Raw genomic sequence first — 13,453 nt, 5'->3', positions numbered from 1 at the left:
GCTTTCTGACATGGCACTCGACGAACTGAAGTCCGCCGTACCGGACTACGCCAAGGACCTGAAGCTGAACCTCGGCTCGGTCATCGGCAACTCGGACCTGCCGAAGCAGCAGCTCTGGGGCACGGTGCTCGCCTGCGCGATCGCATCGCGCTCCCCGCGCGTGCTGCGCGAGCTGGAGCCCGAGGCGAAGGCGAACCTCTCCCCCGAGGCGTACACCGCCGCCAAGTCGGCCGCGGCCGTCATGGCGATGAACAACGTCTTCTACCGCACGCGCCACCTGCTCTCGGACCCCGAGTACGGGACGCTGCGCGCCGGCCTGCGGATGAACGTCATCGGCAACCCGGGCGTGGAGAAGGTCGACTTCGAGCTGTGGTCGCTCGCGGTCTCCGCGATCAACGGCTGCGGCCAGTGCCTCGACTCCCACGAGCAGGTGCTGCGCAAGGCCGGCGTGGATCGCGAGACGATCCAGGAAGCCGTCAAGATCGCCGCCGTGATCCAGGCCGTCGGCGTCACGCTGGACTCCGAGGATGTCCTGGCGTAACCGCCCCGCCTCAACAGGACGGCCCCGCCCGGCAGTTGCCGGGCGGGGCCGTCCTGCGTCGTCAGCCCGTGCGGCGCCCGGCCAGCGCGTGCAGCGTGCCGTCGTCCGTGAGCGCGAAGATCCGGTCGCCGCTGACGGACAGCGCCGACGTGACGCCCGCACCCAGGTCGTAGGCGTGCGTCCGGCGACCCGTCGAACGGTCGAGGACGAGCAGCCTGCCGTCCCATGTCCCCACGTACACATGGGACTTGGTCACCAGCGGATGCATGGTCGGCGACCCCTCGCCCGCCGTGCAGCCCATGGCCACCCGCCACGCGTCGTCCAGCGGACTCTCCCCCGGCAGATATCCGGCCTTGGTCTGCCAGAGCGGCTTCGACGGATCGGCCGCGCCCGTGTCATAGGCGCGTACGACACCGTCGCGCCCCGCCACGTACGCGACGCCGCCCCACACGGCAGGACTCGTCAGCGGCGCCGGACCCGGCTCGCAGACGCCCGCGCCGCCCGCCTTCGACTCCCACGTCTGGGCGCCCGTCCCGGGATCGAACCCGCGAACGCCTGACGACGTGAAGGTCACCAGCTGCGGATCGCCCGAGGCCGGATCGGTGAGCACGGGCGACGAGTGGCTGTCGATGTCGCCCTTGGTGTCCTTCACCCACAGCTGCTCGCAGCGCGCCAGGTCCATCGCGATGACGGTGTTGCTCGAACCGGAGTGCAGATAGGCCGTGTTGGAGCCCGGCTCGCGCACCGCGGTGCTGTGGAACTGCCCCCACGAGCCGGCGGCGGCGAACCCGCCGGGCAGCTTCTCGCCGGTCTTCGCGTCCCGGCAGCGCACCGTGTCCCAGTCCTGGTGGACGGCGACGGAACGGTCCCCCGCCGACTCACCGGTGAGCCCGAAGACGCTGACCGGGCCCCCGGCCCGCCCGTAGCGCCGCACGGTGTCCCCGTGCCGCTCCTCGCGGTCGACGGCCTCCCAGACGATGTGCCCGTCCTTCGGGTCGAGGGCGTAGACCCGGCCGACACCGGTCGTCAGATAGACCCGGCCGCCGTGCAGCGTGGGCGCCGACTCCGCGTCGCCGTCCAGGTACGTACGCCAGATCTCACGGCCGGAGGCCACGTCGTAGGCGAGCATCATGCTGTACGGCGAGTCGAAGGCCCGCGACGAGACGATGACCTTGCCGTCGGCGACGACCGAGCCGTTGAGGTTGAACTGCTCCCCGGTGTGGCGCGCCCACTTCAGGTCGAGCACCGGACCGGGATCGTCCCCGCTCGCGGAGCGCCCGGCCTCGTCGCCGCCCTGCCGGACCCAGTCCTGTCCCGCGCCCACCGCTCCCGCTCTGCGCACCACGGTGAACGGGCTCTTCATCGCGGGCCAGGCCTTGCCCCGGGTGTCGTACGCGATCGTCTCCGCCGTGTACGCGCCGGGCCGCAGGCCGCGCAGCCGGTCGCTCGCCCGCGTCCAGGAGCCGCGGGCGTCGGGACAGGGCTCGGGCTTGCCGCCGGGCGGGGTGTAGCAGTTCTCGATGCCGGGCCTCGAAGCACCGTCGCCGAACCGGAGCGAATCGCGTCGCACGACATGACCGCGCTTGTCCCGCACGGTCACCTCGGCCCGCCCCGGTGTGCGCCCGTCGTCCTCCGCGTACACCTCGACGGGCACGCCGTCCTTCGCCGTGTGCACACTGCCCCGCGCGGGGCTGACAAGGGCGGCGTCGTCGTCGACGTCGAACTGCCGGTGGATTCCGGTGACATGACCGGCGTCCTCGTCACGGCCCGTGCGCGGATCGTCGGTGATACCGCTGAAGTCGAGGACCTTGTAGTCCGGGTGGCCGCCGTCGATCCCGTACGTGCCCTGGTTGTTGATCTCGACGGAGCGCTTGAAGGCGCCGCGCCGGAACTCCGACTGCTGGTTGTGTCCTGCCGCGACCATCCGCACGTCGTACTTGGCGAGTTCGTCGATGGTCGGCTGCATGCCCGCGCCCGGACCCCACTGGGTGAACAGCGAGCGGTGCGCGAAGACGAACACCTGCTTGCCGACCGCGTGTTGGGCCAGATCCCGGCGCAGCCACTCCAGCTGCGGCTTCAGGCCGCTCGCGTCGTAGTTGTCCTCGAGGACGACGACGTGACGGCCGTCGCGGTCGAAGCTGTACCACTCGGGGCCGAGGTTGCGGCGGTAGTACTCCAGGCTGCCCGCGTAGCCCTCGGAGGCCGCGGTGCCGCCGAAGTCGTGGTTGCCCATCACCGGGTAGAAGGGGTGGCCGAGCCTGCCTTCCTTCAGCCCCTTGCTGAAGAGGTCGTAACCGCCCTGGCGGCGCGGCTCGTCGGCGTAGTCGGTGACGGTGAGGTCGCCGGTGGCGATCTGCATCGTCGCCCCGTCGACCTCCGACATCGCCCTGACCTGACCGGTCCACTGCGGCAGGGCCTTGCGGGCTTCCTCATCGTTACGGTTGCCGACCTCGGTGTCGGAGTTCATGACCCACTTCTCGGTGGGGTTCGCCGCGTTCTTGTCGGGGACGAGCGCGAAGTCGGCGCCCGTGGAGCCGCTCTCGGCGACCTGGCGGAAGTACTTCGGTATGTAGTCCTCGCGCAGCGCGGGCGTGTAGCCGTCGGGCGAGACGATGCTGACGAGGTCCGTCTCGCGCCGGGCGGGATCGATGTCCAGGCGGTACGAACCGTCGGCCCCCGAGGCCGTCCACACCGCCCCGTCGGTGACATCGACGCCGGGCAGGGGCCGCTCGCCCTTGTCCCGCTCGCCGTTGGCGTTGGCGTCCCGGAAGACGGTGCCCGTCACGGTGACGGTGTCCGCGGCCTCGGGGCCGTCGGCGAAGGCGGCCTGGGGCGCGAGGCAGGACAGCGCGACAGTCCCCGCGAGGGCGAGCTTCAGGCGCCGGGTGCGCACAAGGCGTACGAGGAGCGGGAGTTGCCAGGCGGCGAGCGCGAGGAGGGCTCCGGCCGCCGTCACCGTGAGCACGGTGGCCCAGGGGAAGGAGGGGAGCGCGTGCACGCCGCGGGCGTCCACGACCGGGGTGGCTGCCGTGGCGTCCACCGCGGTGCCGTCGAACTCGACGACGACCTGGCTGAGGCCGCCCTTCTCCAGCAGGGCGCTCACGTCGACGGAGTCGAGACGGCAGCTCCACGTCAGCTCCACGACGACGCCGCCCGGGACTCCGCCGCTGTCCCCGGCGACGCCGGAGCCGCGGGCCGGGCAGTCGGCCGAGAGCAGCCGGGACGCCCAGGCACCTGCCTCCCCGGTGGACACCACGTCGTGGTGCACGATCAGCCGCCCGCTCGTGCCGCCGTCGCCGGGGGCGACGACGAGTTCGGCCTGCTCGCGCGACACGTGCGCGGCGGCGGGCTGGACCCCGATGCCCAGCATCAGGACCAGCAGCCCGAGCACGAGCCCGCCCGCGGTGCGTATCCGTCTGTACCTGTACCTGTGGCTGTGTCTGTGTCCGTGGCTCTGTCTCATGCGCGCGGACTCTAGCCACCGGAGGTGGCCGTCAGGCCAAGATCCAGAGATCTTTCAGTCGGCGGCGGGCGGGCGGTCCACCGGTGCGACGTCCAGGGCGGTGGCGCCCCGCGGCTGAGGCGACTGCTTCAGGGCGGCCTCACGTGAGTACGCCCGCAAGTAGCCCACCACGGTGTTGGTGACGGCGACCAGCGGCACGGCGACGACGGCCCCGCCGATCCCGGCGACGAGTCCGCCCGCGGCCACGGACAGCACCACGGCCAGGGGATGCACCCGCACCGCGCGCCCGAGGATGAACGGCTGCAGGATGTGCCCCTCGATCTGCTGCACGGCGAGGACCACGACCAGGGTCATCACACCGGTGAAGACGCCCTGGGTCACCAGACCCACGACCACGGCGAGCGCGCCCGAGATGACAGCGCCCACCAGGGGGATGAACGCGAACAGGAAGATGAACACGGCCAGCGGCACCGCCATCGGCACCCCGAGGAAGTAGATCCCGAGCCCGATGAAGATCGCGTCGATCAGAGCCACTATCACCGTGCCGCGCACATAGGCCGTCAGCGTGCGCCAGGCCCGCGGCCCCGCTCCCGCGATGCCGGGCCGCGCGGGCGCCGGGACCAGCTTCAGGACCCACTCCCAGATGCGCTTGCCGTCGTAGAGGAGGAACAGCGTCGAGAACATCGCGAGCAGGATGCCGGTCATGGCCTCCACGATCACGGTGACCCCTTCGAGCCCCGCCGACGTCAGCTCCTCCGTGTTCGCGCCGACCGCCTCGCGCAGGCTCTTGGCGATGTCGTTGATCTGATCCTCGGTCACATGGAACGGGCTGGTGAGCAGCCAGTTGCGCAGATCGTCGATGCCGTCCTGGACCTGGCTTGAGAGCGTGTCCACGTTGTCCATGACCTGCCAGACAACGAACCAGCCGACCAGACCGATGACGACGAAGCCGAGGACGGCCGTGACGACCGTCGCGAGCCCCCTCGGAAGACCGAGCCGCTTGAGCCGGACCACCGTCGGCTGGAGCATCGCGGTGACGAGCAGCGCCGCGACGAAGGCGAAGACGACGAGCTGCACGGCGCTGATGACCTTCATCAACACCCAGAGCGTGCCCGCGAGCACGAGGAGACGCCAGCCGGCCTCGGCCGCGACCCGCATCCCCCACGGCACCGCCGCGACGGGGTCGGGCCTGGCCGTTATGTCCGGCGCGTACGCGGGCGGCGCGGGCACCACGGTCTCCGACTCTGGTGCCGCGGCCTCCACGGCCGCCGCGTCGCCCTCGGCAGCGGCGGCCTCGTCGGCGCTCGACCGCCGCGCCGCCTTCACGCCGTCGTCGTCAGGACCGGAGTCGGGGTCGTCGCGCCCCATCCGCTCGCCCATCTGAGACAGTCCGGCACCGAGCCGGCCGATCCACCCTGGTACTCGCGACATGATCCGTCCTCTTCCCCCGTCTTTCCCCACCACTCCCCCCTGGAAGTTGTCGGACTGACCGTACACGGCGAAGACCCCCCACCGAAGGACGGTGAGGGGCCTTGAAAAGGTTGAGCGAACCGCAGCTCAGTACCAGTTGTTCGCCTGCCAGAAGTCCCAGGCACCACACGGGCTTCCGTAGCGGTCGTTCATGTAGCCGAGACCCCACTTGATCTGCGTGGCGGGGTTCGTCTGCCAGTCGGAACCGGCCGAGGACATCTTGGAGCCGGGCAGCGCCTGGACGAGGCCGTACGCGCCGGAAGAGGCGTTGGTGGCCTTGTAGTTCCAGGTGGACTCGTGGTTGACGATGTTGCTGAAGCACTGGAACTGGTCACCGGGGACCATCTGCCGTGCCATCGCCTGGACCTGCGAGACGGAGTACGAGGACTGCGGGGCGAAGTCGGAGGCGTCGCGCGCGGAGGAACGGCTGGCCTTGACCTCAGCCTTCTCCTCGCGCTCCTTCTTGGCTGCCGCCTTCTCGGCGGCCTCCTCCTTCTCCGCGGCCTTCTGCTTCGCGATGGCCGCCTCGGCTGCCTGCTTGCGCGCCGCTTCTGCCGCAGTCTTCTTCGCGGCCGTGTCGGCAGCCATGGCCTGTGCGTCGGCCTGCTGCGTCAGGGACGCGGTCTGCACCTGGGCCTGCTGGCCCGCGGGAATGTCTGCGAGGAGAGTCGCGTCGCTTGCCGCCGCCTCGAAGTCGTTGTCATTCGAGGCGCCCGGGGTGCTGCCCGAGGCGACACCGACGACAGCGCCAACAGTGGTGACCGCGGTGGCGGATGCCACGGCGAATCCCCGGACCGAAATCCGGCTCACACGGTTTCCTTCCAGCATCGCCCGCATAGGTGACCTCGCGGACGCAATCGTGCCCCTGGACGCTGGCCTCCGCTTGGTTCTCGGTCACGGGAGGCACGGGCCCGGTGGGCAACTCCCGGGAAGGGAGCGCCGCGTGGTGCTCGGGCGGCATGCGACGGCCACTATGAAGTTCTGGTGTTTCCGGTTTGCGGTACCGCTGGGGGTACAGGTGTGTCGCATGCGGGGCCTGACAGGACCCAGACTCTGCCCCAGCCGGACGTCGCAAGGCAATTCTCCGTGCCGTGTGAAAGCTCACACCTCGTTTGCCCCAGGAGTTTTTCGGAAAAGGGCGAACGCCATGACGCCGCCCGGCTAGGCTCCTTCGCTTCGCCGGGCGGCGCCAACTACTGCGTAACCAGGGTGAACTGGCTCAGATCGATCCGTCCTCCAGCATTTCGGTCACGAGCGCCGCGATCGGCGAACGCTCGGAGCGGGTGAGCGTGACATGGGCGAACAGCGGATGGCCCTTCAGCTTCTCCACCACGGCAACTACCCCGTCGTACCGCCCCACTCGGAGGTTGTCGCGCTGGGCGACGTCATGAGTGAGGATGACACGGGAGTTCGCCCCGATCCTGGACAGAACGGTCAGAAGAACGTTCCGCTCCAGGGATTGGGCCTCGTCGACGATCACGAACGCGTCGTGCAACGAGCGCCCGCGGATATGGGTGAGCGGGAGCACTTCGAGCATGCCGCGCGCCGTCACCTCCTCGATGACCGCCTTGCCCGCCACCGAGCCGAGCGTGTCGAAGACCGCCTGCGCCCAGGGGCCCATCTTCTCGGCCTCGGTGCCGGGCAGATAGCCGAGCTCCTGCCCGCCCACCGCGTACAGCGGCCGGAAGACCATCACCTTCTGGTGCTGCCGCCGCTCCAGGACGGCCTCAAGTCCCGCGCAGAGCGCGAGGGCCGACTTGCCGGTGCCCGCCCGGCCGCCCATCGACATGATGCCGATGTCCGGATCGAGCAGCAGATCCAGCGCGATGCGCTGCTCCGCACTCCTCCCCTTGATGCCGAAGGCCTCACGATCGCCGCGTACGAGACGGACGTTGCCCTCGGCCGTGACGCGGCCCAGGGCCTTGCCCTTCTCGGACTGGATGGTGAGGCCCGTGTGGACGGGCAGGTCGGCCGCCTCGGGGACGTACAGCGTGTCTTCCTCGAAGAGGAGGTCCACCTGTTCCCCGGAGAGGGTCAGTTCGGACATTCCGGTCCAGCCGGAGTCCGTGATGGCGAGCTCGGCGCGGTACTCCTCCGCGAGGAGGCCGACCGAGGACGCCTTGATCCTCAGGGGCAGATCCTTGGAGACGACGGTGACGTCGTACCCCTCTGCCTGGAGGTTGCGCGCTACGGCGAGAATCCGTGAGTCGTTGTCCCCCAACCGGTAGCCGGCCGGAAGCACGCCGGGATCGGAGTGGTTGAGCTCGACGCGCAGCGTGCCGCCCAGATCGCCGATCGGGATCGGCGCGTCCAGGCGACCGTGCCGGACCCGGCAGTCGTCCAGGAGGCGCAGGGCCTGCCGGGCGAAGTAGCCGAGCTCGGGATGGTGCCGCTTCGCCTCGAGCTCCGTGACCACGACGACGGGCAGCACGACTTCGTGCTCGTCGAAGCGGTACATGGAGTTCGGGTCTGCGAGCAGAACGCTGGTGTCGAGAACATAGGTGCGCCTGTCGGGCATGCGGCGCTTTGTGCTGGTCACCACGGAAGGACGTACCCCCTCGGATGAGGTCGGGGAGCGACGGGAAGGATGCCGGGAGAAGTCCGGACCGGTCTCGTGCCGCAGTGCGCGGGCCGAGCTCCGGCCCTCCACTTCGCCCGTACTCACCGCACGGTCGTCCTGGTGCAAAGGGCCTCCCGGGCGGACGGCCCCATGCCGCCCGCTGAGATACGACATCCGTGAATCGGATGTCGACCTGCAAGGCTTATTCCCTCGAACACGTGCAGCCATGCCAGGGCATATGACGGCGCGTCCGTGAACTCTGGGTTACTCGTGCCTCACCAACACGAGCACGCGCGGGTGTCAGCCGCCGTAACGCCGGTGACGGGCCGCGTAATCACGCAGCGCACGCAGGAAGTCCACCTTGCGGAACGCCGGCCAGAAGACTTCACAGAAGTAGTACTCGGAGTGGGCCGACTGCCAGAGCATGAAGCCGGACAGACGCTGCTCACCACTCGTTCGGATCACCAGGTCCGGGTCCGGCTGGCCGCGTGTGTAGAGGTGCTTGGAGATCAGGTCGACGTCGACGGTCTCGGCGACGTCCTCCAGGCTCGTGCCCTTCTCCGCGTGGTCCAGGATCAGCGAGCGGACCGCGTCGGCGATCTCCTGCCGGCCGCCGTATCCGACGGCCACATTGACCAGTATTCCCTTGTTCCCGTGGGTGGACTGCTCGGCCTCCTTGAGGACGGCCTGGGTGCGGGCGGGAAGGAGGTCCATCGTGCCCACGTGGTGCACGCGCCAGCGGCCGTCGGCGGCGAGGCTGCGGACCGTGTCCTCGATGATGCCGAGGAGCGGGATGAGCTCCTGCTCCGGGCGGTCGAAGTTGTCCGTCGACAGCATCCAGAGGGTGACGACCTCGACGTCCGTCTCGGCGCACCAGCCGAGGAACTCCTCGATCTTGTACGCACCCGCCTGGTGGCCCTGTTCGGTGGTCCCGCCGGACGCCTTTGCCCAGCGCCTGTTGCCGTCGAGGATGACCCCGATGTGCTTGGGCACCTGGTCGTGGTCGAGGCGGCCTTCCACCCGGCGTGCGTAAAGTCCGTACACCAGGTCGCGCAGGTTCACTTCTGTCAGCCCCTCCATGCAGATGGCAGTCCCCGAAGGCGAAAGCCTACCGCTGTGGGGGCGAGCCTTTGCCCTCGGGTGATGCGCGGCCGACACCGCAAGATCCGGGCCTGAAGTAGCTTCGTACCCATGAACGACACGTCTCTGTACCGAGCGGCAACGGACCGTTACAGCACCATGGAGTACCGGCGCACGGGCCGCAGCGGCCTGAAGCTGCCCGCCGTCTCCCTCGGCCTGTGGCACAACTTCGGTGACGACAAGTCCCTGGAGAGCCAGCGCGCGATCCTGCGTCGCGCCTTCGACCTGGGCGTCACTCACTTCGACCTGGCGAACAACTACGGCCCACCGGCCGGTTCGGCCGAGCTCAACTTCGGCAAGCTGTTCGCCCAGGATTTCGCCCCGTACCGCGATGAATTGGTCATTTCGACCAAGGCGGGGTACCTCATGCACCCCGGCCCGTACGGCGAGTGGGGTTCGCGCAAGTACCTGATGTCGTCCCTGGACGCGTCGCTCAAGCGCATGGGTGTGGACTACGTCGACATCTTCTACTCGCACCGCTTCGACCCGGACACCCCGCTGGAGGAGACGATGGGCGCGCTCGCGTCCGCCGTGCAGCAGGGCAAGGCGCTGTACGTGGGCGTCTCCTCCTACAACAGCGAGCAGACCGCCGAAGCGGCGCGCCTGCTGCGGGAGATGGGCGTCCCCGCCCTCATCCACCAGCCCTCGTACTCGATGATCAACCGCTGGACCGAGGACGACGGCCTGCTGGACACCCTCGAGACCGCGGGGATGGGCTGCATCTCGTTCGTGCCGCTGGCGCAGGGCCTGCTCACGAACAAGTACCTGAAGGGCATCCCGGAGGGCTCGCGCGCGACGCAGGGCAAGTCGCTCGACCCCGACCTCCTGAGCGACGAGGTCGTGCGCCGTCTCAATGGCCTGAACGACATCGCGGCCCGCCGCGACCAGTCGCTCGCGCAACTGGCGCTCAACTGGGTCCTGCGCGACGAGCGGATGACCTCGGCGCTCATCGGCGCCTCCAGCGTGAAGCAGCTGGAGGAGAACGTGGCGGCACTGGCCGGGCCGAAGCTCACGGACGAGGAGCTCGCCGAGATCGACACGTACGCGGTCTCCACGCCCGGCACCAACATCTGGGCCGGGCGGGGCTGATTCCGGCGGGGTGCCTCAGCCGGTGTACCCCTGGCCCTGCCACTGCGCGGGGCCGGGGGTGCTCGGGCGCTTGAACCAGGCGCCTGCGGCACCTTGGCTGAGCAGGATCACGAGCGCGATCGAGCAGCCGACGAGGATGAGGGCGCCCGGCCCGCCGCCGCGGCCGAGGGCACCGAACCCCACCAGGATCTGCACGCTGCTGAGCACGATCGACGCCACACGCTTCCCGTGTCCGGGAAGGTGATAGCGGAAAGCCAGAACGCACAGCGGTATCAGGAGGAAGTTGCCCCCGAGGACCGCACCTGCGGCCCGCGGCCCGTACATGGCGCCGCCGATGACAGAGCCGATCAGGCACATCCCGGAGAGCACCCAGATGATCACCTGTGCGGCGCGGACACCGCCCGGCATCTTCTGCGGCTGGGCCGGCCCATAGACATACGACGGGTCCAGCGCGGGGCCCGTGTAACTGGGCAGGCCCGCCTGCGGGTTCTGATGTGGCGGGGGGAACTGGTTCGACATGTCCCTGACCATATCCGGAGGTCCCGCCTCCCCGACCGGGCGGTGCGGGGCGCGGGCGGCGCGGGGCCCGGCGTCCGGGCACAAAAAATCGGGCCGGTCCGTGGGGGGGAGACGGACCGGCCCGAGGGGGGGTTTCCACCATAACCCTTCGTAAGTGATGCTGCGCGCATCGGCGTGCGACAACTACTCTCCGAAACCGGCCGACGACTCCGGGCCCCTGTTCCCCCACCGGATTTCGGCCGCGGCGACAGAATCAGGCCCCGCGTGGCGGTAGCCCATTGGAGGGACGGGGCCCTGGGCGCCCCCTTGACGCGGCGGGCGCACGGGCCGCTAGCTTCGGCTCGCATGGCGACGCTTCTGCTCCCGTCCGGCCGGACCCTCCCCCTGGAGATCGCGGACTCCGCCGGGGCGCGGCGGCGCGGGCTGCTCGGCCGGGACGGGGTCGCCGGGGCGCTGCTGCTGACCCCGGCGAGCAGTGTGCACACGGTGGGGATGCGGTTCGCGATCGACGTGGCGTACCTGGACCGGGAGCTGCGGGTGCTGTCCGTGCGGACGATGCGTCCCGGGCGGATCGGGCGGCCCCGGGCGCGGGCCCGGCACGTCCTTGAGGCGGAGGCCGGGGCGATGGCCCTGTGGGGCGTGCGCCGGGGTGCGCGGGTCGAGGTGCGGTCCGCGGACCCCTTCGCCGACCCCGGCGGGAGATGAGGGCGCGCGGAGCCGCGCAGCCCCCTCCGCCGCGCGGCACCGCACACGTGGCTTTGCTCACGCGAATTCGCCTTGGTCTGAACTTACGTGATGTGCGCGGCTGAATCGAGCCGGTCACGATAACGATGCGGAATCAACGCGACCTGTTTCGGGATCACTTGGTTAACGATCGTCGCGCGGAGCAACCCTCCGCCCCGCTTTCCCGTCACGCGACCGTTTCCCGTGAGGCGACCGTTCCCGTCACGCCACCGTTCCCGTCAGGCGGCTTTGCCGTCCTTCTTGCACTCGCGGTTGGCCACCAGCTGCTGCATGTGCTCGTCGCCCCACACGCCCAGCGGGATCAGCGCCTCGTTCAGGGACTGGCCGAGGGAGGTCAGCGAGTACTCGACCTTCGGCGGGACCTCTCGGTACACCTCGCGGTGCACGATGCCGTCGGACTCCAGCTCGCGGAGCTGCTGGATGAGCACCTTCTCGCTGATTCCGGCGATGTGGCGCCGGAGCTCGCCGAAGCGGAGCGTCGCGCCCGCGTACAGCGCCCAGAGGATCATCGGCTTCCACTTGCCGCCGACGACGTCCACGGCCGCGTCGAGCCCACAGGCGTACAGCGTCTTGGTCTCCTTGCCGCTCCCGCCGCCGCTCTCCGAATTACCCTCCGTGCCGCTCTTCGGCATGGTCCACTCCTCAGGTGCGCAGAGCCACTTACTGGATCGACAGTACTGAAGGGGAACGCCGATGACCCTCGCCGCTATTTCGTGGAGTGCCGCCAACGCCCGGCGCATGGAGCGGCAGTTCCTGCTGAATCCCGCGAAGCCGGGCGAGGCCGGCCCCGGCGAGGTCGTCGACGCGATGCTGGCGGCGCACGCCCAGGTGATGTCCGCCGCCGAGCTGTCGGTGGGGCTGCGGATGGACGGGGCGACCCGCCTCGACGTACGCGACGCGCTGTGGGGCGAGGAGCCGAGCCTGGTCAAGACGTACGGGCCGCGCGGCACGATCCACTTCCTTCCCGTATCCGAACTGCCCATGTGGACAGGCGCGTTGTCCGCGGCCCCGGGCGGGCCGAGCCCCTTCAAGGCGGGCGACCGGCTGACGCCGTCCCAGACGGACGAGATCGTGGACGCGATCGGCGAGGCGCTCGACGGGGCCTGTCTGACCATCGACGAGCTCAGCGACGAGGTGGTGGCGCGTACCGGGCCCTGGGCGGGCGACCTGGTGCTGCCCGCCTTCCAGGGGATGTGGCCGCGCTGGCGCTCGGTCATGCATGTGGCGGGCCACCGCGGGGTGCTGTGCTTCGCGCCGAACCGGGGCCGCAAGGTGACGTACACGCGCCCGTCGGCCGCCGGGTCCGACGAGCCGCCGCTCTCCGCCGAGGTGGCGACGGGGCGTCTGGTGCGGCGCTTCCTCTACGCGTACGGGCCCGCGACGTCTGCCGAGTTCGCCAAGTGGGCTGCCGCGCCTGCTCGTTGGGCGGGCGAAGTGTTCGCCTCGCTGGCTTCCGCCGGGGAGATCGAGGCGGTGGAGATGGAGGCGCTGGAGATGGAGGGGGTGCCGTCGTCGTGGGTGGTGGCGGGCGACACGGAGTTCCCGGCGGAACCGGTGCGGGGCGTCCGGCTCCTCCCCTACTTCGACGCGTACGTCATCGCCTCGCACCCGCGCGAGCGGCTCTTTCCCGGTCGGGCCTACGAGCGTGCGCTGGCCGGGGGCCAGGCGGGCAACTTCCCCGTGCTGCTGGTCGACGGGATCGTGGCGGGGGTCTGGCACCAGCGGCGCTCCGGGCGGCGGATCACCGTGACGGTGGAGCCGCTCGGCTCGCTGAGCGCGGGGCAGGAGCGGGAGCTGGAGGGGCAGGCGGAGCGAGTGGGGGAAGTGCTTGAGGGGCGGGCGGAGCTGGTGGTGGGACCGGTGACGGTGGGGGCGCACGCGTAGTCCCACCGGACCGCCCCTCCGCGTTGGTAGCGCTTTTGCTAGC

General features: G+C 70.1%; 11 protein-coding genes. 4 read left to right on the top strand and 7 right to left on the bottom strand.

Annotated features, from left to right (window positions below):
- The first annotated feature begins 10 nt into the window (after window positions 1-10).
- Complete coding sequence (locus ABZ833_RS34940) at window positions 11-541, top strand: alkyl hydroperoxide reductase (RefSeq protein WP_361055473.1); 531 nt, start codon at window positions 11-13, stop codon at window positions 539-541.
- Window positions 542-602: 61 nt separating this feature from the next.
- On the opposite strand, the gene ABZ833_RS34935 is transcribed toward ABZ833_RS34940, so the two are convergent.
- The 5 genes from ABZ833_RS34935 to ABZ833_RS34915 all read right to left on the bottom strand — a co-directional run bounded on the left by ABZ833_RS34935 (window position 603) and on the right by ABZ833_RS34915 (window position 9,096).
- Window positions 603-3,932, bottom strand: a complete 3,330-nt coding sequence (locus ABZ833_RS34935) for a PQQ-binding-like beta-propeller repeat protein (protein WP_361055470.1) — start codon at window positions 3,930-3,932, stop codon at window positions 603-605.
- A 126-nt stretch (window positions 3,933-4,058) separates the two neighbouring features.
- Window positions 4,059-5,435 carry an AI-2E family transporter gene (locus ABZ833_RS34930; protein ID WP_361055467.1) on the bottom strand — a complete coding sequence of 459 codons (1,377 nt, stop codon included), beginning with the start codon at window positions 5,433-5,435 and terminating at the stop codon, window positions 4,059-4,061.
- 126 nt (window positions 5,436-5,561) lie between these two features.
- Window positions 5,562-6,302 carry a lytic transglycosylase domain-containing protein gene (locus ABZ833_RS34925; protein ID WP_361055464.1) on the bottom strand — a complete coding sequence of 247 codons (741 nt, stop codon included), beginning with the start codon at window positions 6,300-6,302 and terminating at the stop codon, window positions 5,562-5,564.
- Between the two features lie 391 nt (window positions 6,303-6,693).
- Window positions 6,694-8,016 (bottom strand): PhoH family protein, encoded by a 1,323-nt coding sequence (locus ABZ833_RS34920; RefSeq protein WP_361055461.1) that lies wholly within the window; start codon window positions 8,014-8,016, stop codon window positions 6,694-6,696.
- Window positions 8,017-8,334: 318 nt separating this feature from the next.
- A complete protein-coding gene (locus ABZ833_RS34915) occupies window positions 8,335-9,096 on the bottom strand; it encodes an isoprenyl transferase (RefSeq protein WP_361055785.1) in 762 nt (253 codons plus the stop codon).
- A gap of 129 nt (window positions 9,097-9,225) precedes the next feature.
- Between ABZ833_RS34915 and mgrA the strand changes: the two genes are divergently transcribed.
- Window positions 9,226-10,263 (top strand): L-glyceraldehyde 3-phosphate reductase, encoded by a 1,038-nt coding sequence (mgrA, locus tag ABZ833_RS34910; RefSeq protein WP_249588050.1) that lies wholly within the window; start codon window positions 9,226-9,228, stop codon window positions 10,261-10,263.
- Between the two features lie 15 nt (window positions 10,264-10,278).
- Here mgrA and ABZ833_RS34905 read toward each other — a convergent pair whose 3' ends face one another.
- Window positions 10,279-10,782, bottom strand: a complete 504-nt coding sequence (locus ABZ833_RS34905) for a hypothetical protein (RefSeq protein WP_361055458.1) — start codon at window positions 10,780-10,782, stop codon at window positions 10,279-10,281.
- A 345-nt stretch (window positions 10,783-11,127) separates the two neighbouring features.
- On the opposite strand from ABZ833_RS34905, the gene ABZ833_RS34900 reads away from it, so the two are divergent.
- On the top strand, window positions 11,128-11,487 hold the full coding sequence (locus ABZ833_RS34900) for a DUF192 domain-containing protein (RefSeq protein ID WP_361055455.1): 360 nt from the start codon (window positions 11,128-11,130) through the stop codon (window positions 11,485-11,487).
- Window positions 11,488-11,744: 257 nt separating this feature from the next.
- Here the strand turns inward: ABZ833_RS34900 and ABZ833_RS34895 are convergent, their stop codons facing one another.
- Entirely contained in the window at window positions 11,745-12,158 is a 414-nt protein-coding gene (locus ABZ833_RS34895) for a helix-turn-helix domain-containing protein (protein ID WP_361055452.1), read from the bottom strand.
- Between the two features lie 61 nt (window positions 12,159-12,219).
- Here ABZ833_RS34895 and ABZ833_RS34890 point away from each other — a divergent pair, with 61 nt between their 5' ends.
- Window positions 12,220-13,410, top strand: coding sequence for a winged helix DNA-binding domain-containing protein (locus ABZ833_RS34890; RefSeq protein WP_361055449.1), 1,191 nt, complete (start codon window positions 12,220-12,222; stop codon window positions 13,408-13,410).
- Window positions 13,411-13,453: the final 43 nt, after the last annotated feature.

Source organism: Streptomyces sp. NPDC047525 (genome assembly GCF_040643025.1).
In the GTDB taxonomy this organism is placed as follows: domain Bacteria; phylum Actinomycetota; class Actinomycetes; order Streptomycetales; family Streptomycetaceae; genus Streptomyces; species Streptomyces durmitorensis.
Note: the sequence above shows the minus strand (reverse complement) of the source record. Positions and strands in the feature narration are given on the sequence as shown.

What these genes read in the sequence shown, in the direction of transcription:
- mgrA (WP_249588050.1), top strand. Translation starts at nt 9,226, where the DNA reads ATGAACGACACGTCTCTGTACCGAGCGGCAACGGACCGTTACAGCACC.
- ABZ833_RS34925 (WP_361055464.1), bottom strand. Translation starts at nt 6,302, where the DNA reads ATGCTGGAAGGAAACCGTGTGAGCCGGATTTCGGTCCGGGGATTCGCC.
- ABZ833_RS34900 (WP_361055455.1), top strand. Translation starts at nt 11,128, where the DNA reads ATGGCGACGCTTCTGCTCCCGTCCGGCCGGACCCTCCCCCTGGAGATC.
- ABZ833_RS34940 (WP_361055473.1), top strand. Translation starts at nt 11, where the DNA reads ATGGCACTCGACGAACTGAAGTCCGCCGTACCGGACTACGCCAAGGAC.
- ABZ833_RS34905 (WP_361055458.1), bottom strand. Translation starts at nt 10,782, where the DNA reads ATGTCGAACCAGTTCCCCCCGCCACATCAGAACCCGCAGGCGGGCCTG.
- ABZ833_RS34890 (WP_361055449.1), top strand. Translation starts at nt 12,220, where the DNA reads ATGACCCTCGCCGCTATTTCGTGGAGTGCCGCCAACGCCCGGCGCATG.
- ABZ833_RS34930 (WP_361055467.1), bottom strand. Translation starts at nt 5,435, where the DNA reads ATGTCGCGAGTACCAGGGTGGATCGGCCGGCTCGGTGCCGGACTGTCT.
- ABZ833_RS34895 (WP_361055452.1), bottom strand. Translation starts at nt 12,158, where the DNA reads ATGCCGAAGAGCGGCACGGAGGGTAATTCGGAGAGCGGCGGCGGGAGC.